Raw genomic sequence first — 18,752 nt, forward strand, 5'->3', positions numbered from 1 at the left:
TATTGGTTGTACAAAGTGTTTTTGCTGGTATAGATTCCGGCCATGAGTCAGTTATCTGGCTTCTCTCATTCCCGGCCTGCCGATGCTTTCATGGCAGCGCCTGCACCTGACATACACAGAGGTTGCCGATGCGTGCGCCACGATGGCTATGGTTGGTGATGTTGCTCAGCGCTGGCGCTTCGGCGGATTGGCGGGAGGCATTGCCCAATGCCCAGGTTGTCGGTGGCGGTGATCTCAGCCTGTTCGGCTTTCGTGTCTACACGGCCAGGTTGCTTAGTCCCGCCAAGCCCTTTGTAGCGGATGCGCCGCTGGCCCTTGAGCTGACTTACCATCGCGATATTGACCGCGAAGATCTGGTCGATGCCAGTATCGATGAGATCAAGCGTATTTCCGGGTCGAAGGTGAACGAACAGCAACTGGCGCAATGGCGTCAGCAAATGAACCAGTCATTTGTCGATGTTAAGCCGGGCATGAAGATTACCGGTGTGTACCTGCCTGGCCGCGAAGCGCGGTTTTATGTTGGCGACAAGCTCCAGCATGTGGTGCCCGACGAGCAGTTTGCCAAGGCTTTCTTTTCTATCTGGCTTGACCCGAAAACCCGTAACCCCGAACTTCGCGAGCAGTTGCTCGGCAGTACAGGCTCATGACCCATCAAGGAGGGCGCATGCTGAGAAAGTGGATGTTGATGTTGTTTGCGGGGCTTGTACTGAGCGGCTGCGGCGGTGTCCCGGTAACCCGTTACAGTCAGGAAGAGCCCAAGCTCGATCTGCGCCAGTACTTCACCGGGCGTGTCGAGGCCTGGGGAATGTTTCAAAAGCGCTCCGGTGAAGTCACCAAGCGCTTTACCGTGGTGATCGACGGGCACAGCGAAGGCGAAGTGCTGGTCATGCACGAGGCCTTCAGCTACAGCGATGGCACCAAACAGGTCCGGGAGTGGCGCTTGCGTCCCGATGGTCCGGGGCGCTGGAAGGGCACGGCAGGTGACGTGGTTGGCGAGGCCTATGGCGAAGTGTCAGGCAACAGCTTCCACTGGAACTATGTGCTCAGGTTGCCGGTGGATGGCACCGAGTATGACGTGAGCCTGGATGACTGGATGTACCTGATCGACAAGCAGACCATGGCCAATCGTTCTTCCATGACCAAACTGGGCGTGGAAGTCGGGCAGATCACTTTGTTCTTTCGCAAGTCGGGCAAATAAACCGCGCCTCATGAGCTGAGGCGTTATCCACCAGGGCGGCTGTCAGCCGCCCGTCATGTTCATGAAGCGCACCACCTGCACGCCATCGTCGTGGGTGAAGTTGTGGCTCCACGGCTTGAGCTGCATGGCGTCGATGATGGCTTTTTCGAGTTTTTCCGGCTGGCCTGGATTGGCGCGCAATACCGCCTTCAAATCCACGGAATGCTCGTTGCCCAGGCACAGCAGCAAGCGACCTTCGACCGTCAGACGCACGCGATTGCAGGTGCCGCAGAAGTTATGGCTGTGCGGTGAGATGAAGCCAATGCGAATGCCCGGCGCTTCGGCCAGACGCCAGTAGCGCGACGGCCCCTGGGTCGAGTCGGTGGAAGGCACCAGCGTGTAACGTTCGGCAATGCGCTCGCGAACCTGATCGCTGGAGTAAAAGGACTCGGCACGGCTGTGCTCGCTGATGATGCCCAGCGGCATCTCTTCGATGAACGAGACATCCAGGTTGCGATCGATGGCGAACGCCAGCAGGTCGTTGATCTCGTGATCATTGCGACCATGCATTACCACGCAGTTGAGCTTGGTGTGCACAAAACCGGCGGCATTGGCGGCGTCGATACCGGCAATGACCTTGTGCAGATCACCCGTGCGGGTCAGCTCGCGAAAACGTTGCGGGTCGAGGCTATCCAGGCTGATGTTCAAGCGCGTGACGCCGGCCTTGAACAGCGGGGCGGCCAGTTTGTCCAGTTGTGAACCGTTGGTGGTCATGCACAGTTCACGCAGGCCGGGCAGGGCGGCGATCTTTTCACACAGACCCACGACACCCGAGCGTACCAGTGGCTCACCACCGGTAAGACGAATTTTACGCGTACCCAGCGCCACGAAGCGCTCGGCTACCTGCAGAATTTCCTCCAGCGACAGAATCTGTTGCCGAGGCAAAAACGTCATCTCTTCGGCCATGCAGTACACGCAGCGGAAATCGCACCGGTCGGTAACCGACATGCGCAAATAATCGACTTTACGTGCAAAGCGGTCCATCAGGACGGGTTCTGACATTTCACCTTCTAAATGATCGAGAGAGCTGTATTCCAGGTTTGGAGGCCAGCGTGCTACAGGGGTTCAGCTCTTTTTGCAGGGTGCAGTATCCGGGCCTCGGCGCAGGCTGGCAAAGTGCCCAAGCCTGCTCACATATTAGCTGCACGCCTCAAGCTTTGCACTGGCGGCTATGCACCTGCTACATGGCCGCCACGCTACCGAGTCGAAATGCCGCAGTCCAATTGCTTCTTCCAATACCCTCATCGACCTCATCTATGGCCCTTTGCCGTAGCAGGCCTGTTAATCAGGGTTTGCGGCGGCGCTGCGCTCGTAGCGTTCCAGTAAAGGCTGGATGCTGATGCCGTGTACCAGAATGCTCAGCGCTACGACCGAAAGTGTCATGCCGATCACAACGTGGCCGACATCGTGTGCCAGACCGTGTGACAACGCAAAACACAGGTAATAAAGACTGCCGATCCCACGAATACCGAACCATCCAACCAGTGCTTTTTGTCGGACGTTGAGCAGGCGACGACTCACCAGCAACCAAACGCTGGCAGGACGAATCACGCAGAACAGCGCGATCCCCAGACCAATCGCGCGCCAGTCCCAGTACATTGCCAGCGCAGCGCCCAGCAGGGTGATCAGCAACACTTCCATCGCGCGTTCCACCAGGCTGCCGAACGCGAGCATATCGCCCATCATTACCCCGGCAGCCAGTTGCGAGTCGCTCATGTCTTCGCCCTGCGCTACTGTGCCCTGTTCGAGGGACGCAGTCATATGCCCCAGGACCGGTTGCGCGACATGCTCCGATGGCAGCTCTGAGCGCGTGACACGTACTTCAGCCTGACGCAGCCCGAATCCGGCGGCAAAGACCGAAAGAAAACCGAAGGCTCCCACACCTTGCGCGACCACGTAGGCCAGGGCGATCAATGCCAGCGCCAGAAAGTCATTGGGTGATGTGGTGCTGTCGGCGTTCTTGATGCGCAGAAAGATCATCAGATGGCCAACGCCGCGGCCCATGCCGTAACCAATCAACAAACCGGCCGGAACCGCCCAGATCAGGTCCTTGATCAGCCATCCCTGGACCCAGTCGCTCATTGCGCCCCCGGAACTCAGGTACAGCAAGGCAAAGATCACGAACGGAAACGCCGTCCCGTCGTTGAGGCCCGCTTCGCCGGACAGACCAAACCGCAGGCGATCCTGGTCCTGGGCGTTGTTCACCTGGACCATCCCGGCCAGTACCGGGTCGGTCGGCGACAGCATGGCACCGAGCAACAACGACACGCCCCAGTCCAGGCCGATAATGTAGTGCCCCGCGACCGTCACGCCAGCAATGGTCGCCAGCATCACTGGCCCGGCCAGCCAGTAGGCAGAGTGCCAGGCTTTGCCGCGCAGGGGCAGGCGCAACTTGATGCCCGTCCCGAACAGGGAAAACAGCACCGCCACCTCGGTCAGGCGCTCCAGCCATTCGTAGGATTTTTCGAAATCCAGATTGACGATATCCAGGCCCATCGGCCCGATGCCAAAGCCAAATCCCAGGCACACCGCTGACGTGGTGACCGGCATCCAGCGCAGGTACGAGGACGTGAGCGCCAATAGCATCAAGAGCACGCCAAGCACGCCCATGCAGACAATAAAACTCATAAAGAAAGAACCACCGTTAAATGCGCCCGAAGAAGAGGGCGTAACGGTGGGACTCTCTTGTGCGGTAATAAGTTGAAATAATTTGCCGGGCGGTGATCAGCCTGTGCTTGCCTGTAAACGGCACGGCCTTTCGACCTTGCCGCTTGCAGCTAGCGCTCGATACTGCGGCTCCAGCGTGCGTTCCACTCGGGGCGGATCTGGTTGACTTGATCCCAGTCGATGGTCACCGCTGTTTCCAGGTACTTCTCCATGGCCTCGACCTGCGCGCGCGTCTTCTCGGAGGTCGGGGTTTTCGGGTTTGACGGTATCTGATCGCCGAACTCCAGCGCAGGTGCCTGTGCTTCCGGTGTCAGCAGGTAGGCCGCCAGCTTCTGGGCCAGCTTTGGCTGGTTGTTATTGGCGATTGCACATTCAGCCACGTTCAACACCACGCCGCCTTCCTTGGGCGAGGCGTATTCCACAGGCACGCCCTTGATCTTCAAGGCGGTCACTTGCGTCGGCGTCAGCGGGAACAGCGCGGCTTCGTCGGTCTGTACCATTTCCGAGATCTTCGCCGAACTGGCGATGTATTCCAGCACGTTCGGTCCAATGGTCTTCGGCCAGGCCTTGAAGCCTGGCTCGACGTCTTTCTCGCTGCCGCCCTGGATACGGTTGAACATCAGAAAGCCATGCAGGCCGAAGGTCGAGGAGGCCAGTGACTGGAACACCACTTTGTCCTTGAAGCGTTTGTCGGCCAGGTCCATCCATGAGGTGGGCGCGCTCCAGCCCTTTTCCTTGAACATCCGCGTGTTGTAGGCCAGGCCGGTCACACCCAGGCTGACGGCTGCTGCCTGCTCCTTGATTTTCGCCTTGGCAGGCAGGTCAGCCAGGCTGGCGCTGGGCTGCAGGGTGTCGCACAGGCCCATGGAAATGGCTCGGTACATGATGCCGTCATCGAGAAAGATGACGTGCATCTGCGGGTTGTCTTTACTCGCCTGCACCTTGGCGAGGATGTCGGCCGAGGTGCCGGGCACGATCACCACCTTGACGTTGTTGGCCTTCTCGAAAGCGGGCAGCACCTGATCGGCATACAGGCGCTCCATGGTTCCGCCGTTCATGCCCAGGTACAGCGTGGTTTCGGCCTGGGCAGGCAACGACACGAGTGCGGCAGCCAAGGGCAGGCATGACAGGCCGGTGAGGGCGAGACGTTTGGTGCTTTTCATAGGGACGACCTTCCTCTGTGCAATGGGATGACGTTCGTAGCGGGTTCTATCGCAGTGGGTTGGGTAGCTGCCTGGCGGAAGCGGCCGATGGAAAAGGCCTCGAGCGAGATCGTTGAGGCACCGCCGCAGACCCATTCGGCCAGCGCTTCGCCCGCGGCCGGGCCGATCTGAAAGCCTGCCCCGGCAAAGCCGAAGCCGTGCAGCAGGCCTGGTCTTGTCAGGCTCGGGCCCAGCACCGGTTCGCGATCAGGCAGGTAGCCTTCAGTGCCGCTCCAGGTGCGAATGGCCTGGGCCCCGGCCAGTGGCGGGTAGAGTTCGACGGCGTTGCGCAGGATGTCGAGCACTGCCGCCTGTCCTGGTCTGGCGTGTGCCGGGCCGAGGGCAAAGCCTTGTCCGCCGCCCAGCACGCAATTGCCGCGTGCCACCTGCCGGGCATAGATGCCGCCGCCTTCGACACCGGTGCTGACGTCCATGAACATCGGCAGTGGTTCTGTCACCAGCATCGCCGGATGCCCTGAATACATCGGCACCGGTTCGTTGAATTGTGCCGCCAGCGCTCCGGCCCAGGCGCCCGCGCAATTAAGCAGCCAGGGGGCTCGCAGTGTCAGGCCGCTGTCGGTCGTGACGATGAAGGCGTTGCCGTCGTGACTGACTTCGCTGACCGGCGCCTGCTCGAATACCTGAGCGTTCGCTCGGCGAGCTGCGCTGGCAAAGGCGGGCGATACCAGACGCGGATTGGCGTGCCCGTCGTCGGCGCACAGCGATGCACCGACGGCGACATCGCCCGCCCAAGGGTAACGGGCGCGCAGTTGCTCTCGATCCAGCAGTTGCAAATCCAGCCCGAACCCCTGGCTGGCTTCGGCGTAGCTGCGCAGCGCATCCATGTCCAGCTCGCTGCGCGCCAGTTTGAGGTGGCCGGAGCGTTGGTATTCGCCGTCGATACCGATCAGCTCACGCAGGCCGCTCCAGATCTGATGCGCCCGTTGCGACAAGGGCAGTTGCGACAAGGGCCGGCCTTGACGGCGCACACCGCCATAATTGACGCCGCTGGAGTGTGAGCCGCAAAAGTCGCGCTCCAGCAGAGCCACACGCTTGCCCTTCAGTGCGAGCGCCAAGGCTGCCGACGAGCCGACAATGCCGCCGCCGATGACAATCGCATCGCTTTCAATCAGCGTGCTCATGGTTGTGTCTCCGCTGATTGCTTGTCCACGGGCAGCATCTCCAGGCCGAACGGCAGTGGCTTGATCGGAGCCTGGCCGCGTAAGCGGCCGACCTGCTCAAGGGGTCGGCCGCTCTCGCGGGCGATGATCTCGGCGGCTGCCAGGCCGCACATCCGGCCCTGACAGCGGCCCATGCCAACCCGGCACATGGCCTTGACCCGGTTGATCTCCCAATGACCGTCCTGCACGGTGGTGCGAATATCGCCCGCAGAGACTTCTTCACAGCGGCAGACAACAGTGTCATCCGCTACATTGGCGGCCCAGTCTTCGGGGAACGGGAAAGCGGTTTCCAGCCCGTGGCGGAAGCGTTCGATGCGTTGCAGTGCGGTTTGCAGGTCACTGATACGCACGGCGTCGACGGTGACACCGCTGTCGTGCAGCAGCCCGAGCGCGGCCAGTTCCCCGGCCATTTCCGCCGCATCTGCGCCCATGATTCCAGCACCGTCGCCTGCCAGATACACGCCTGGCACGCTGCTGCGCCCACAGTCATCGCGAGTGGGCAGCCACGCTCGGTTAAGCGGGCTCCAAGCGAACTCACAGCCGAGCAGGTCGGCCAGTTGTGTCTCGCTGCGCAGCGCATGGGCAAAGGCTACTGCGTCGCAGGCCAGGTGGCCCGGTTGGCCGTTGCGTTGCCAGTGAATGCCGTCTACGCGCTTGTCACCGTTGATGCGTGTGAGGTGTGCGCCCTGATGCACGGGAATGCCATGCGCACTCAGCCATGCGCGGTAATACAGGCCCTTGGCAAGGGTTGCCGGTTGGCCAAGCAGCGCAGGCAGCGCTTTGCATTGGGCTGAAAACGGCGCGCTGTCGAGCACCGCCAGCACGTTCGCGCCAGCCTTGGCATATTGATAGGCAACCAGATACAGCAAGGGGCCGCTGCCGCAAAACACCACGCGTTCGCCAATCGCACAACCCTGATATTTAAGTGCGATCTGCGCTGCACCCAGGCTATACACGCCGGGCAGTGTCCAGCCGGGCACTGGCAGAATGCGGTCGGTGGCACCTGTGGCGACAATCAGTCTGGTGAAGTCCAGGGTTGCGACGGTTCCGTTTTGCAGTGTATCGAGTTGATTGCCTTCGACGTTCCACACCAGCGTCTGCGGCCGGTAGTCGATCTGTGTTGTCAGTGCATCGAGTGTCTGATGCAGCGCAACGGCCTTGCCGCTTTCAAAGCCGTAAAGCGCCTTGGCCGAACGCTGGAAATTCTCTGGCTGGCGACGATAGATCTGCCCGCCGCCGCGCAGACCTTCGTCGATCAGGCAGGCTTTGACACCGTGCTCCAGCAGCGTCTGGGCGGCGCGAATCCCGGCTGGTCCGGCGCCGATAATGGCAACACGGTCATTGCTCATGGCCGTCGCCCCGGTTCACGAATAATCGCCTGGCCAGCTTCCAGCAGCGTCGAACAGGCACGCACCCGCTGGCCGTTGCCCAGTCTTACCCAGCAGTCCTGGCAGGCGCCCATCATGCAGAACCCGGCGCGCGGTTCGGCACTGAAGTCACTGCCGCGCAGGTGCTCGCTGGCGGTCAATACCGCGGTCAGCACGGTGTCGCCCAACAGACCATTGGCCGGTTGCCCATCGAGGGTGAAGGGCAGGACGGGGCGGTCATGTTCAGCCAGTCGTTTCAACAATGCCATAACGTGAAAGCTCCGGATCAGTGTTTGCCGACCAGCACCCGGTCCAGCCCATAGACCCGGTCGAGCAGGATCATGGTGGCGGCGGTGAGGGCGATGACCAGTGCCGATACGGCGGCCATCATCGGGTCGATGGATTCGGTGGCGTAAACGTACATGCGCACCGGCAGAGTCTGGGTAGCAGGCGAGGTGACGAAGATCGACAGCGTGACTTCATCGAAGCTGTTGATGAACGCCAGCAACCAGCCGCCTGCCACGCCGGGCAGGATCATCGGCAGGGTGATCTGCCGAAACAGGGTGAAACGGTTTGCGCCCAATGACTCGGCGGCGTGTTCGGCGCTGCGGTCGATACCGATCGCCGCCGCCAGCACCAGGCGCAGTACGTAAGGCGTGATGACCAGCACATGGGCGAAGATCAGCCAGGTGAAGCTGCCGTTTACGCCCATCAGCGCAAACAGGCGCAGCATCGCCACCCCCAGCACCAGGTGCGGAATGATGATCGGCGAAAGAAACAGCGCATTGAAAAAGTTGCGGCCCGGAAATGTATGGCGGGTGATCGCCAGCGCAGCAGGCACCGCGATCAACGTCGCCAGCGTTGCGGATACAAACGCCAGAATCAGACTGTTGTAGAACGAGTCGATAAAGTCGGCGCGTTCGAACACCGCCCTGAACCAGCGCAGCGAGAAGTCGGTAGTGGGCAGGCTCAGGGTGTTTTCCGGGGTAAACGCCACCAGGCACACCACCACCAGCGGGGCCATCATGAAGATCACTACCAGCGCATGAAACGACAGGGCCAAAGGACCGTTCTTGGACATGGATCATTCCCCCAGAGTTTTTTTGTAGCGGCCTTCGATCATGCGGTTCCAGGACAGCATGACCAGCAGGTTGACCAGCAGCAGCGCCACCGCCAGGGTCGCGCCCATCGGCCAGTTGAGCTCCGAGAGGTACTGGTCGTAGATCACCGTGGCGACCATCTTCAAACGTCGACCACCGAGCAGGCCGGGAATGGCAAACGAACTGGCGGCCAGACCAAAGACAATCAGCGAGCCGGACAGCACGCCCGGCATGACCTGCGGCAGGACGATCAGGCGCATGACTTTCGCCTGACTGGCACCCAGCGACAGCGCGGCCTGTTCTGCGGTGGGGTCGAGCTTTTGCAACGATGTCCAGACCGGAATGATCATGAACGGCAACATCACGTGGACCAGCGCGATGATCACGGCGAACGGGGTGTACAGCAGTTTCACCGGTCGACCGCCCATGAACTGGATGGCCTGATTGATCAGGCCATCCGCCCCCAGCAGCAGGCTCCAGCCGAAGGCCCGGACCACTACCGAGATCAGCAGCGGCGTGAGGATCAAAATCAGGAAGATCGAGCGCCACGGTGTGCCCATGCGGCTCAGAATGTAGGCCTCCGGCACGCCGATCAGCACGCAGAGCAACGTCACCAGCGCGCTGATCCAGAAGGTGCGCAGGAAGATTTCATAGAAATACGAGTCGGTGACCACGGCCGTGTAATTGGCCAGCGTATAGCTGTCGCTTTTCACCCCGACCTGATAGTCGAACACGTTGAACGACAGCAGCAGCGTCAGGCCCAGAGGCAGCACCAGCAAGCCGATATACAACGCCAGTGCCGGGGCTGACAGCCAATAGCCGCGGCTACCCTGGCGCATTTCGCTCATCAGACTCATGCGCGCACCTCGTCGGCGTCCAGCACGCGCAGCAATTCGGCTGGCCAATCCATGCCGACCGCAGCACCTTGTTCCAGCGGTGCCTGGCCGTCGTTGCGACGCACTACGGTTATTTCGCCGATGCCGGTCTGAATGCGATACAGCCACTGGCTGCCGAGAAAGTAACGCGTGACGATACGTCCCGACAGCCGTCCGCAGCCGGGTTCGACCAGATCAATTTTTTCTGGACGCAGGCTGAGGGTCAGCGTGCCATCGCCGGGTAGCAGGCGGATCTGCGGGTTGCCGCTGCTGTCCGGGTCACCCTGCAGCATATTGGCTTTGCCGACAAACCCCGAGATAAAGCGCGTGCGCGGGTGTTCGTAGAGTGTGTAGGGCTCGTCGATCTGCGTGATATGCCCGGCCTGCATGACCACTACCCGATCACTGATCGACAGGGCTTCGGCCTGATCGTGGGTAACCATCAGCGTGGTGATGCCCACTTCATTCTGAATACGGCGAATTTCGAACTGCATCTCTTCGCGCAGGTTGGCGTCCAGGTTGGACAGCGGTTCATCCAGAAGCAGCACCGGCGGCTCGATCACCAAGGCTCTGGCCAGCGCGACCCGCTGCCGTTGCCCACCAGACAGCTCGCGCGGGTAGCGCTCGGCATGCTGAGCGAGACGAACCAGCTCCAGCACCCGGGTGACACGCTGTTGCAGCTCGGCAGCAGGCACCTTGCGCATGCGCAGGCCAAACGCAACGTTGTTGGCCACGGTCATGTGCGGAAACAATGCATAGCTCTGAAATACAACGCCCAGACCCCGGCTGCTGGGCTTGGCATGGGTAATGTCGCGGCCGTCGAGCACTATGCGCCCGTCACTGACTTCAACGAAGCCGGCGATCATTTGCAGAGTGGTGGTCTTGCCACAGCCGGAAGGGCCGAGCAGTGAAACGAATTCGCCCTTGTCGACGGCCAGGTTGGTGGCAACGACCGCGTCTATGGAGCCGTAACGTTTGGAGAGACCTTCGAGCTGCAGAAATGCCATGCCTGCTTCCACCTTTGTGCATGCGCGCCGAGGCACGCGTTTGTCATGGGCAGATGCGAAATGAAGTCATGCAGTTCTGTGGACGTTGGTGCTCGCTCTGAGTCGGCTACCGATGATTGTTCAAATCGCCCCTGTGGACTGAGAGTAGGGCGAAGGCTAGGATGGGCTCAACTAGGAATTTCACTGAATAACATCTTTCTTTGAATTAATTCTTTTAGTGGAAAAATAGCGAGATATATTCATGAATAATTCCACTGATCGGAATACTGCTTCTGCAGAAGTGGGCGTCGGCGCTGTGTCGCGTCTGTTCGCCGTATTGCGTTGCCTGGGCGATTGCGACGAAGGCGGCGAGCGGGTCACGCAACTCGCCCAGCGTGTCGGGCTCTCGCAACCCACCACGCACCGCTTGCTGCGCAGCCTGATGGATGAAGGCATGGTCGAGCAGGACCTGCTCAGCAAGCGCTATCGGTTGAGCATCGAATTCTTTGCGCTGGCTGCCAAGGCGGGTAACACCGGCAATCTGCGCGACGTCGTGCGCCCCAGTCTGTTACGCCTGTCTGCATCGCTGGGCGACTCGCTGTTTCTGCTGGCACGCAGTGGTTTTGATGCGATCTGTCTGGACCGCAGCGAAGGCCCGTACCCGATCCGCACGTTCACCGGCGACATTGGCGGCCGCGTTGCGTTGGGTGTGGGGCAGGGCAGCCTGGCGATTCTCGCGTTTCTCCCCGAGGACGAGCGGGAAACGGTGATTGCCTACAACCTGCCACGGCTCAAGGATTTTCACCTGTATGACGAAGTGTTTCTGCGTTCAGAGGTCGAAAACGTGCGCCGCCTCGGCTACGCCGGCCGCAACACCGGCGCGTTACCGGGCATGGCCGGGCTGGCCGTGCCGATCCTGGACCGCAATGGTCGTGCAGTGGCTGCGCTCAGCGTGGCGACCATTTCCGACCGGCTGGGATCAGATCGCCTGATGACCGTGGTCGAACTGCTCAAGCGCGAAGCCACGGCCATCAGTGCCAGAATCAATCCCTTCGACCCTTCGCTACGACGGCCCAGTCAGGTATTCGGGCAGGCGGATTAGATCTTTTACTCTCTTTTTGGCGTTTTTTTGACGTATTTCTGACATTTATACCGACTGTCGCTGTTTTTAAAGAAAAATTGGCGCAAGCCGATGATGATCTCATAGAGCACACGTGCCGGGCTGTCTGGCTCGGTCGTAAGGGATGAGGCTCGTCATATTCTGCGTGCTGACGCAGACCCGCTTTTCTCCAGAGATCATCATGATGTCGAAATCCCTGAGGCTCCAAATCCTTGGCTTGCTTGGCGGCAGTCTTGTACTGGTGCTGATCATTGCGCTGGCCTGTTTCAACTTCCTGTCCGGTAACGTGCAGTCCTATCGCAGTCTTCTTGAAGGTCCGGTCCGTGCCTCGCAGTTGGTTGATGAGGCCAACCTGCAATTCAAGGTTCAGGTCCAGGAGTGGAAAAACGTTCTGTTGCGCGGCAAGGCATCGGCAGACCGCGACAAATTCTGGGGGCAATTCGAAGAGCAGGAACGCAAGGTACAAAGTACGTTGGGCCTGCTGGCAGAAATGGAAGGCACCGATCAATCGTTGAAAAGCCAGGTGCAGGCACTGCAGCAGGCGCACCGCACATTGGGCACTGCCTATCGCACTGGCCGTGATGCATTCATTGCGGCGGGCAACGATGCTTCTGCTGGCGACGCCGCAGTCAAAGGCGTAGACCGTCCGACGAGCGAGCAGATGGCCATCCTGGTTGATCAACTGCACAAGTCCAGCGATGCCCAGTCGGTTGCAATCAGTCAGCAAGCCGACCGCACGATCCTGACTGGTGCCGTTGTAATGCTCGTTTCTGCGCTGCTTGTAGGCCTGCTTGCCCTGTGGATTGTCAATCGCAATCTGGTTGCGCCGATTCGCATGCTTATCGAATACGTCGCCCAGTTGAGTGAAGGCAAGTTTGCTGCACGCGTTGACGTGACGCGCCAGGACGAACTCGGCCGTCTGGCCGTCGCAGCGAACACGCTGCGTGATTTTCTGGCAGATACTTTCAGCCGCCTCAAGCGCAGTACCACCGACCTCGATACAGCTGGCGGCGAGCTGAATGCCATTGCTGAGTTAATGGCTCAGGGCACTCACGAGCAATTTGAGCGTACCGATCAGGTCGCTACCGCGATGACCGAAATGTCCGCTACTGCCCAGGAAGTTGCCCGCCATGCGGCACATGCTGCACGGGCTGCGGATGAGGCTGACCAAAGCGCGCAGGACGGTGAGAAAGTCATGCAGTCGACCATCGCCACCATCACCCGGATGCGCAGTGAGATTTCCTCGACGGCCAATGTCATTCAGCGCCTTGAAACAGACAGTGGTCGTATCGGCAAGGTGCTTGAGGTGATTCGCGGGATCGCTGATCAGACCAATCTACTGGCGCTCAATGCCGCCATCGAGGCTGCGCGGGCAGGTGAAGCCGGGCGCGGTTTTGCCGTGGTGGCTGACGAAGTCCGGACATTGGCACAACGTACCGCCGTGTCCACGGCCGAGATCAATCAGATCATTAATTCGGTGCAGACCGGCGCAAGCGACGCGGTGCAGGCTATTCAGGGCGGTCAGGCGCGCAGCGAAGAGAGTGTCGAGCAGGTTACGCATGCCGGCGCGACACTGCAGCGCATTACCGTGGCAGTCGAGAATATTCGCGACATGAATCGCCAGATAGCGACTGCTGCCGAAGAGCAGACTTCTGTAGCAGAGGACATCTCGCGCAACCTGACTGAAATCACCGCAATCGCGGTGACCAATCAGGACAACGTCAAACGTACCCAGAACGCCAGCCATGAACTGAAAGGCCTTTCAACTGGCCTTAACGATGTGATCTCGCGCTTGAGCGCGTGATCCGCTTAACAGTGTTACCGCTCTCCGGTCATGGAGAGAGGTAACACTGCAGGTGTTATTTGTCAGTATAAACAGAGCATCAAGCGTTACGGGATTTACCCTGATGAGGTAGTAATACTAAAAGTATAGTCTCAACTGAAAAGTCTGACTATTGGTGGGTTTAAAGCACTATTAAAGGCGTTATGTGGCGTCAGGAGTTTTTGCACTAAACAGTAGTTTTTTATTTTTAAAATCATTAAAGTGATGTCGGGTCGCCATCATTTTTGCATGGTTCCCGCCCTACCGTTGTGACAGCAAGGGGATCTATAAAATGCCAATAAGAAATATAGGTTTGAACTTGAGGGCGCTTCTCAGCTTCGGCATTATTTGCCTGCTGCTTGCCGGGGTTGGCACGAACGCAGTCTTTAAAATGAACGGGTTACACCAGTCCGCCGACCAGTTGCAGACAGACTGGCTGCCCAGCGTCAGACAGGCTGGACGCATAGAGACGGCGGGCCTGTTGTATCGCCTCGACGCGCGACGTTTTGTGATGGATGACCAGCGGCAGTCGCCGGAGTCTGTCAATAAGCTGAACGGATTGAAGAACGCCTTACTGCAAACAGCCGACACTTACGGCTCGCTGGTGTCGAGCCCACAGGAAGAACAGGTCTGGAAACAAGTCAAAGCCGATGCACTGGCCTACAGCGACAAGATCGACCAGCTGGTTGAACTTAGCAAAAGCAAATCCGACAGCGAACTATTCGTATTTATCCGTGATGTTACCAGCCCGCAGGCGAAGGCCTTGCAATCATCTATAGAACAATTGATCGAAGTCAACGTCAAGGGTGCAGAACAATCAGGGGCCATAGCAGACAAAAACTATGAAAGTGGACTAACCGTCACCCTTACACTTGTTGTTCTGGCCGTGATTATTACCTTGATTGTTGCCACTTTATTCACCCGCAGCATCGCCAGACCCGTTCAGGCATTGCTCGACTCGACACGCAAAATCGCCGAGGGCGACTTGCGTACCACGGTGGAAGTCAACGGGGCCGATGAGCTGACCGAACTGCAAAAAGCCACCGCAACCATGCTCTCTAGCCTCAAGGGCACCATTCAGCACATTTCCGATGCTTCGGGCCTGCTGGCGTCGGCTGCTGAAGAAATGAGCTCCATCACTCAGGACTCCACACAAGGTATCCAACGCCAGACAATGGAAACCGAGCAGGCCGCCACGGCGGTCAACCAGATGACCGCAGCCATTGAAGAAGTTGCACGCAATGCGGTCGCTGCTTCGACCTCCACGCAAGCCTGCGAAAAGTCTGCGCAGACCGGCCAGGATTGCGTCGGCCAGACCATCGCTGCGCTGGAAAAACTCAGTACCACAGTGGACAAGACTGGAGTTGAAGTAGAAGGACTGGCCCATCAGGCGCAGGATATCGCCAAGGTGGTCGATGTCATCCGCGCGATTGCCGAGCAGACCAATCTGCTGGCGCTCAACGCCGCTATCGAAGCCGCCCGCGCGGGTGAGCAGGGTCGTGGATTTGCCGTGGTCGCCGATGAGGTCAGGGCGCTGGCCCATCGTACTCAGACGTCTACCCAGGAAATAGAACAGATGATCCAGGGTATACAGAAAAACTCCAGCGGTGCCGTCCAGTCGATGAAGCAGAGCAATGCGGAAACCGACGCGACGTTGCTGATCGCTCAGCAGGCTGGTGTTGCAATCAAGGAGATCACCACATCGATCAGCCACATCAATGAGCGCAACCTGATGATTGCAACGGCTTCGGAGCAGCAAGCGCATGTTGCCCGCTCTGTCGATGAGAACCTGGTGAGCATTCGCGATTTGTCAGTCCAGAGCTCTTCTGCCTCCAGCCAGACCTCCACAGCCAGTCAGGAGCTGTCCCGCCTGGCTGTGGATCTTAGTCGCCTGGTATCGAGGTTTTCAGTCTGATCCAAACTCGGTCCGAGCACGGGCCACTGTTTTGAAGGCTTGATTGAAAGTCGTTACGGTGTTCACGCCCACCCTGTGCGACTCAAGCCTTCAGCCTTGAACACCAAAGCCTTCAGGCCGCCATCGACCCGCGCATCCGGGAATTCCGGCGGGTTCTCCAGGCGTTGCTCGAAGCGCAGGCACGGTGCCTCGATTGCCGTGTGCTGAATCAGAAAGTCCGGCCCCAGTGCCGGATCGTTCATGCATGCCAGCACCGAACCGTCTTCATCCAGCAACTCTGGCAGACGGCGCAGGACTCGCTGGTAGTCCTTGTCGAGCATGAAGCTGCCTTTCTGGAAAGACGGCGGGTCAATGATGATCAGGTCGTAAGGGCCGGAGCGGGTGACTTTGGCCCATGACTTGAACAGGTCATGCCCGAGAAAGGTCACCCGGCCCAGATCCTGATCATTGAGCCGGTGATTCTCACGACCGCGATTCAATGCCGCGCGGGCCATGTCCAGGTTCACTACATGGTCTGCACCACCGGCAAGGGCGGCGACCGAGAAGCCGCAGGTGTAGGCGAACAGGTTCAGGATGCGCTTGCCCTTTGCTTGCGCCTGCACCCATTCGCGGCCATAGCGCATGTCCAGAAACAGACCGCTGTTCTGCTTCTTGCCGAAATCGACTTTATAACGCAGGCCATTTTCGGTGATCACCCATTCATCGACGACCTCGCCGGTCAGCCATTGCGTAGTGCTTTGCGGCAAATAGCGGTGTTGCAACAACAGGGTATGGGCCTGACTTTGTTGCCACTGCGGCGTTTCGATCAACTCGTTCAACAGCTGCGTCAGAGCTGCCAGTTCGGGCTCAAGAGGCTCTTTGAACAGCGAGACCAGCACCACGCCCTGCATCCAGTCGACGGTAATGTGCTCCAGCCCCGGCCATACGCGACCACGGCCATGAAACAGGCGGCGGGTTTCAGTCGGAACGTTGTTCAGGGCGGCGAGTAGATGCTGTTGCAGGATGGCGAGTGCTTCAGGGGTCATGACGAAGGTCGGTTATGAAAGGCGGCGTATGGTAAACGTATTTCAGCAGATGGGAATCGCAGGGTTCAGCGTGGCATGTATTGGCGTTGCCAGCGATGCGGGATTTTCAATGAAACCAGCCCCAGCAATGCCGACAGGCTGCCGCTGACCAACAGGGCATTGAGCCCCAGGCGTTGTTCAAGCATTGCGCCGATGACCGCCCCGATGAACATGCCAACCCACGGCACCAGTTGCACGCGCCAGCCATCCCGGCGCTCGCCCAGTATCCAGCGGCCCAGGCCACGCCCGAAACGCGACAGCGCGCCGGTTACGTAGGTCAGGCCGACCGGCAGTCCGTTGACCTGTTCCACGGCGGCGTTAAGCATGCCCATCGCCAGAATGGCCCAGATCAGTGCGAGCATATTGCTTTCCAGCGGCCATGCGGCTGCGGCACACAGCAGCGTGGCGATCCCCAGCAGCAGGGGCAGGGCGCGCCGACCGCCAAGCCGTGCAACGACGACGCCCAACGCATTGCCGGCAATAAAGGCGAAGATAACCAGCGCCAGGCGAAGGGTCACGCTCAGGTCGCCGGCACTGATCGCGACGGCAAGCCGGGTGGTGTTGCCACTCATGAACGAAACGAAGTCGCCGGTCGCCATGAAACCGATGGCATCGGTCATGCCGGCCAGTACCGACAGGCTTGCGACCAGACACATGCCAACCCGTCCACGCCATTTCTGCATGTGCAGGTGCCTGGGGCTGGCGCTGATTCTGGCGGGCTGTGGCAGCATCGAAGGCCCTCTGGACCGATGGAAGCGCGTCTGATCGTTGGTTCAGCGGTTCATAGTGGCTTGGCGCGTACGATTCGCTTGGCCCTTACCTCATCGGCATAGGCCTTGAGCTGATCGGCATCGCTGTAAAGGCGGTTGACCATCTGCAGCACTGCCGTAACGTCGACATCTTTCATTTGTGAGGCGAGTTTGAGAATTTCTTCCGCCGTGTTTTCCAGATTGGTTGCTGTCCCTTTCAAGTGCCGCTTCAGCTCCTGAGTCGACTTATTGAGCGCCATACGTGTTCCTGTGCCAAGACCTTGAATTCCATACCCGGAGCATGGCTTTTTCCGCGATAACAAGCAATCAGGCTTATGCCTGTCAGCCAGGGTTATCGGCCGATTCAAGGCGATCTGCAAGGCAGCTCGCTCAATCGTCGCGGGTCAGCACTTCCAGCAGCTCTATTTCAAACGTCAGGTCGGCACCCGGCTTGATGTGCGCGCCCATCGTTCTGTCGCCATAGGCCAGATGGGCAGGGACGAACAGTTTGCGTTTGCCGCCCACCTTCATCCCCATAAGGCCCTGATCCCAGCCCTTGATAACGCGTCCGGTGCCGATCACGCACTGAAACGGCTTGCCACGCTGGTGAGAGGAATCAAAGACAGTGCCGTCTTCGAGGGTTCCGGTGTAATGCGTGGTGATCAGCGCACCTTTGACCGCTTCCTTGCCTTCGCCGGGATGCAGGTCGGTAATCTGTAATTCTTTGCTCATTACAAGGCTTCCGTTTATAGCGCGCTCAATGAATGGCGCGAGCGTGCATTTTCGCAGCGCTTTCTCGCAGAAAAGCATGCCTGTGACAAGCGGGCGAAACGAAAACGGGGAAGCTTTCGCTTCCCCGTCGTATTCCGATTGTGTCGTTCGTCAGAGATTCTGCGAACTGACCACCATGGCCTGGGCGATATTCTCTTTCTGCTCCTGGGTGAAACCGTCCCAGATATTGGTCTTGGCGTAGTAACCCAGGCCAGCCAGGCAGTAAAGGCTAAGGGTCAGAACGATGACGATTGAAACAAAGGTCCAGCGGCCTTCGTCATCGTTTTCCCGAGTGAAGCTACGGGAATAGTTGTCCTCGGCGCTGCGGAAGAACAGCGCGGACGATAGGCGCTTGAGCCACTGGAACAAATGAACGACAACGATACGCAGCATGGGAAATCACCTCAAAGGTTAAAAGAAACGGGTCGTCCGCGATGCCGGTCACCGGCGTCGGGGTGCAAAAGCTGAAAACGAAAAAAGCCCGTCTATGACGGGCTTTCTTTTTATGATTCTGGTCAGAGGGCAGGGGATCGTGCATTCACACAAGTCGCGTTGGACACTGCGCAGGCCTGACGTTATTGCAACATTTTAAAACAAATGATTTGGGTGATCTACCCGGACACTGCCGTTGTCAGACAACTGGTCGTACCTGGAGGTGCGGCAAAACGTCGCTCCGGGTTGAGCGAGGCTTAGGAA

19 protein-coding genes are annotated in these 18,752 nt (G+C 59.2%); 5 read left to right on the top strand and 14 right to left on the bottom strand.

Annotated elements, in window-relative coordinates:
• The first annotated feature begins 128 nt into the window (after nt 1-128).
• The gene (locus tag RYC17_RS03410) at nt 129-647 is read left to right on the top strand and encodes a chalcone isomerase family protein (RefSeq protein ID WP_058401149.1); all 519 of its coding nucleotides are present in this window, start codon (nt 129-131) and stop codon (nt 645-647) included.
• Nucleotides 648-664: 17 nt separating this feature from the next.
• Nucleotides 665-1,198 carry a DUF3833 domain-containing protein gene (locus tag RYC17_RS03415; RefSeq protein ID WP_005783065.1) on the top strand — a complete coding sequence of 178 codons (534 nt, stop codon included), beginning with the start codon at nt 665-667 and terminating at the stop codon, nt 1,196-1,198.
• 42 nt (nt 1,199-1,240) lie between these two features.
• Here RYC17_RS03415 and moaA read toward each other — a convergent pair whose 3' ends face one another.
• The 9 genes from moaA to RYC17_RS03460 all read right to left on the bottom strand — a co-directional run bounded on the left by moaA (nt 1,241) and on the right by RYC17_RS03460 (nt 10,636).
• Nucleotides 1,241-2,239 carry a GTP 3',8-cyclase MoaA gene (gene moaA, locus RYC17_RS03420; protein WP_058401150.1) on the bottom strand — a complete coding sequence of 333 codons (999 nt, stop codon included), beginning with the start codon at nt 2,237-2,239 and terminating at the stop codon, nt 1,241-1,243.
• A gap of 279 nt (nt 2,240-2,518) precedes the next feature.
• Nucleotides 2,519-3,865, bottom strand: a complete 1,347-nt coding sequence (locus RYC17_RS03425; protein ID WP_032701915.1) for a cation:proton antiporter — start codon at nt 3,863-3,865, stop codon at nt 2,519-2,521.
• A 149-nt stretch (nt 3,866-4,014) separates the two neighbouring features.
• Entirely contained in the window at nt 4,015-5,067 is a 1,053-nt protein-coding gene (locus tag RYC17_RS03430) for an ABC transporter substrate-binding protein (protein ID WP_316887091.1), read from the bottom strand.
• Nucleotides 5,064-6,248 (bottom strand): FAD-dependent oxidoreductase, encoded by a 1,185-nt coding sequence (locus tag RYC17_RS03435; protein ID WP_316887090.1) that lies wholly within the window; start codon nt 6,246-6,248, stop codon nt 5,064-5,066. The genes RYC17_RS03430 and RYC17_RS03435 overlap by 4 nt, the downstream gene beginning before the upstream one ends.
• Entirely contained in the window at nt 6,245-7,636 is a 1,392-nt protein-coding gene (locus tag RYC17_RS03440; protein ID WP_316887089.1) for an FAD/NAD(P)-binding oxidoreductase, read from the bottom strand. The genes RYC17_RS03435 and RYC17_RS03440 overlap by 4 nt, the downstream gene beginning before the upstream one ends.
• On the bottom strand, nt 7,633-7,923 hold the full coding sequence (locus RYC17_RS03445; RefSeq protein WP_002553787.1) for a (2Fe-2S)-binding protein: 291 nt from the start codon (nt 7,921-7,923) through the stop codon (nt 7,633-7,635). Before RYC17_RS03445 ends, RYC17_RS03440 begins: the two co-directional genes overlap by 4 nt.
• Nucleotides 7,924-7,940: 17 nt before the next feature.
• A complete protein-coding gene (locus tag RYC17_RS03450; RefSeq protein ID WP_058408428.1) occupies nt 7,941-8,735 on the bottom strand; it encodes an ABC transporter permease in 795 nt (264 codons plus the stop codon).
• A gap of 3 nt (nt 8,736-8,738) precedes the next feature.
• On the bottom strand, nt 8,739-9,611 hold the full coding sequence (locus RYC17_RS03455; protein ID WP_122281167.1) for an ABC transporter permease: 873 nt from the start codon (nt 9,609-9,611) through the stop codon (nt 8,739-8,741).
• Complete coding sequence (locus tag RYC17_RS03460; protein WP_058408426.1) at nt 9,608-10,636, bottom strand: ABC transporter ATP-binding protein; 1,029 nt, start codon at nt 10,634-10,636, stop codon at nt 9,608-9,610. The genes RYC17_RS03455 and RYC17_RS03460 overlap by 4 nt, the downstream gene beginning before the upstream one ends.
• Nucleotides 10,637-10,877: 241 nt before the next feature.
• Here RYC17_RS03460 and RYC17_RS03465 point away from each other — a divergent pair, with 241 nt between their 5' ends.
• The 3 genes from RYC17_RS03465 (at nt 10,878) to RYC17_RS03475 (ending at nt 15,472) form a co-directional block, all read left to right on the top strand.
• Nucleotides 10,878-11,717, top strand: a complete 840-nt coding sequence (locus tag RYC17_RS03465) for an IclR family transcriptional regulator (RefSeq protein WP_122281168.1) — start codon at nt 10,878-10,880, stop codon at nt 11,715-11,717.
• A 202-nt stretch (nt 11,718-11,919) separates the two neighbouring features.
• Nucleotides 11,920-13,539, top strand: coding sequence for a methyl-accepting chemotaxis protein (locus RYC17_RS03470; protein ID WP_316887458.1), 1,620 nt, complete (start codon nt 11,920-11,922; stop codon nt 13,537-13,539).
• A 310-nt stretch (nt 13,540-13,849) separates the two neighbouring features.
• Nucleotides 13,850-15,472: a methyl-accepting chemotaxis protein gene (locus RYC17_RS03475; RefSeq protein WP_316887088.1), complete on the top strand. Its 1,623-nt coding sequence runs from the start codon at nt 13,850-13,852 to the stop codon at nt 15,470-15,472.
• A gap of 62 nt (nt 15,473-15,534) precedes the next feature.
• Here RYC17_RS03475 and RYC17_RS03480 read toward each other — a convergent pair whose 3' ends face one another.
• From RYC17_RS03480 to RYC17_RS03500, 5 genes are all read right to left on the bottom strand, one after another.
• Complete coding sequence (locus RYC17_RS03480) at nt 15,535-16,497, bottom strand: class I SAM-dependent methyltransferase (protein WP_005783041.1); 963 nt, start codon at nt 16,495-16,497, stop codon at nt 15,535-15,537.
• Between the two features lie 65 nt (nt 16,498-16,562).
• Nucleotides 16,563-17,267 (bottom strand): YoaK family protein, encoded by a 705-nt coding sequence (locus RYC17_RS03485; protein WP_316902531.1) that lies wholly within the window; start codon nt 17,265-17,267, stop codon nt 16,563-16,565.
• 50 nt (nt 17,268-17,317) lie between these two features.
• Nucleotides 17,318-17,545 (bottom strand): hypothetical protein, encoded by a 228-nt coding sequence (locus RYC17_RS03490; RefSeq protein WP_002553778.1) that lies wholly within the window; start codon nt 17,543-17,545, stop codon nt 17,318-17,320.
• A gap of 130 nt (nt 17,546-17,675) precedes the next feature.
• Nucleotides 17,676-18,017 (bottom strand): FKBP-type peptidyl-prolyl cis-trans isomerase, encoded by a 342-nt coding sequence (locus tag RYC17_RS03495; RefSeq protein ID WP_002553777.1) that lies wholly within the window; start codon nt 18,015-18,017, stop codon nt 17,676-17,678.
• 150 nt (nt 18,018-18,167) lie between these two features.
• Nucleotides 18,168-18,449, bottom strand: coding sequence for a hypothetical protein (locus RYC17_RS03500; RefSeq protein ID WP_002553776.1), 282 nt, complete (start codon nt 18,447-18,449; stop codon nt 18,168-18,170).
• Between the last annotated feature and the right edge of the window lie 303 nt (nt 18,450-18,752).

The sequence above is a fragment of the Pseudomonas syringae group sp. J248-6 genome (assembly GCF_032586995.1).
Lineage (GTDB): Bacteria > Pseudomonadota > Gammaproteobacteria > Pseudomonadales > Pseudomonadaceae > Aquipseudomonas > Aquipseudomonas amygdali.

Coding starts and splice junctions, on each gene's coding strand:
- RYC17_RS03410 (WP_058401149.1), top strand. CDS start 129: ATGCGTGCGCCACGATGGCTATGGTTGGTGATGTTGCTCAGCGCTGGC.
- RYC17_RS03415 (WP_005783065.1), top strand. CDS start 665: ATGCTGAGAAAGTGGATGTTGATGTTGTTTGCGGGGCTTGTACTGAGC.
- moaA (WP_058401150.1), bottom strand. CDS start 2,239: ATGTCAGAACCCGTCCTGATGGACCGCTTTGCACGTAAAGTCGATTAT.
- RYC17_RS03425 (WP_032701915.1), bottom strand. CDS start 3,865: ATGAGTTTTATTGTCTGCATGGGCGTGCTTGGCGTGCTCTTGATGCTA.
- RYC17_RS03430 (WP_316887091.1), bottom strand. CDS start 5,067: ATGAAAAGCACCAAACGTCTCGCCCTCACCGGCCTGTCATGCCTGCCC.
- RYC17_RS03435 (WP_316887090.1), bottom strand. CDS start 6,248: ATGAGCACGCTGATTGAAAGCGATGCGATTGTCATCGGCGGCGGCATT.
- RYC17_RS03440 (WP_316887089.1), bottom strand. CDS start 7,636: ATGAGCAATGACCGTGTTGCCATTATCGGCGCCGGACCAGCCGGGATT.
- RYC17_RS03445 (WP_002553787.1), bottom strand. CDS start 7,923: ATGGCATTGTTGAAACGACTGGCTGAACATGACCGCCCCGTCCTGCCC.
- RYC17_RS03450 (WP_058408428.1), bottom strand. CDS start 8,735: ATGTCCAAGAACGGTCCTTTGGCCCTGTCGTTTCATGCGCTGGTAGTG.
- RYC17_RS03455 (WP_122281167.1), bottom strand. CDS start 9,611: ATGAGTCTGATGAGCGAAATGCGCCAGGGTAGCCGCGGCTATTGGCTG.
- RYC17_RS03460 (WP_058408426.1), bottom strand. CDS start 10,636: ATGGCATTTCTGCAGCTCGAAGGTCTCTCCAAACGTTACGGCTCCATA.
- RYC17_RS03465 (WP_122281168.1), top strand. CDS start 10,878: ATGAATAATTCCACTGATCGGAATACTGCTTCTGCAGAAGTGGGCGTC.
- RYC17_RS03470 (WP_316887458.1), top strand. CDS start 11,920: ATGTCGAAATCCCTGAGGCTCCAAATCCTTGGCTTGCTTGGCGGCAGT.
- RYC17_RS03475 (WP_316887088.1), top strand. CDS start 13,850: ATGCCAATAAGAAATATAGGTTTGAACTTGAGGGCGCTTCTCAGCTTC.
- RYC17_RS03480 (WP_005783041.1), bottom strand. CDS start 16,497: ATGACCCCTGAAGCACTCGCCATCCTGCAACAGCATCTACTCGCCGCC.
- RYC17_RS03485 (WP_316902531.1), bottom strand. CDS start 17,267: ATGCTGCCACAGCCCGCCAGAATCAGCGCCAGCCCCAGGCACCTGCAC.
- RYC17_RS03490 (WP_002553778.1), bottom strand. CDS start 17,545: ATGGCGCTCAATAAGTCGACTCAGGAGCTGAAGCGGCACTTGAAAGGG.
- RYC17_RS03495 (WP_002553777.1), bottom strand. CDS start 18,017: ATGAGCAAAGAATTACAGATTACCGACCTGCATCCCGGCGAAGGCAAG.
- RYC17_RS03500 (WP_002553776.1), bottom strand. CDS start 18,449: ATGCTGCGTATCGTTGTCGTTCATTTGTTCCAGTGGCTCAAGCGCCTA.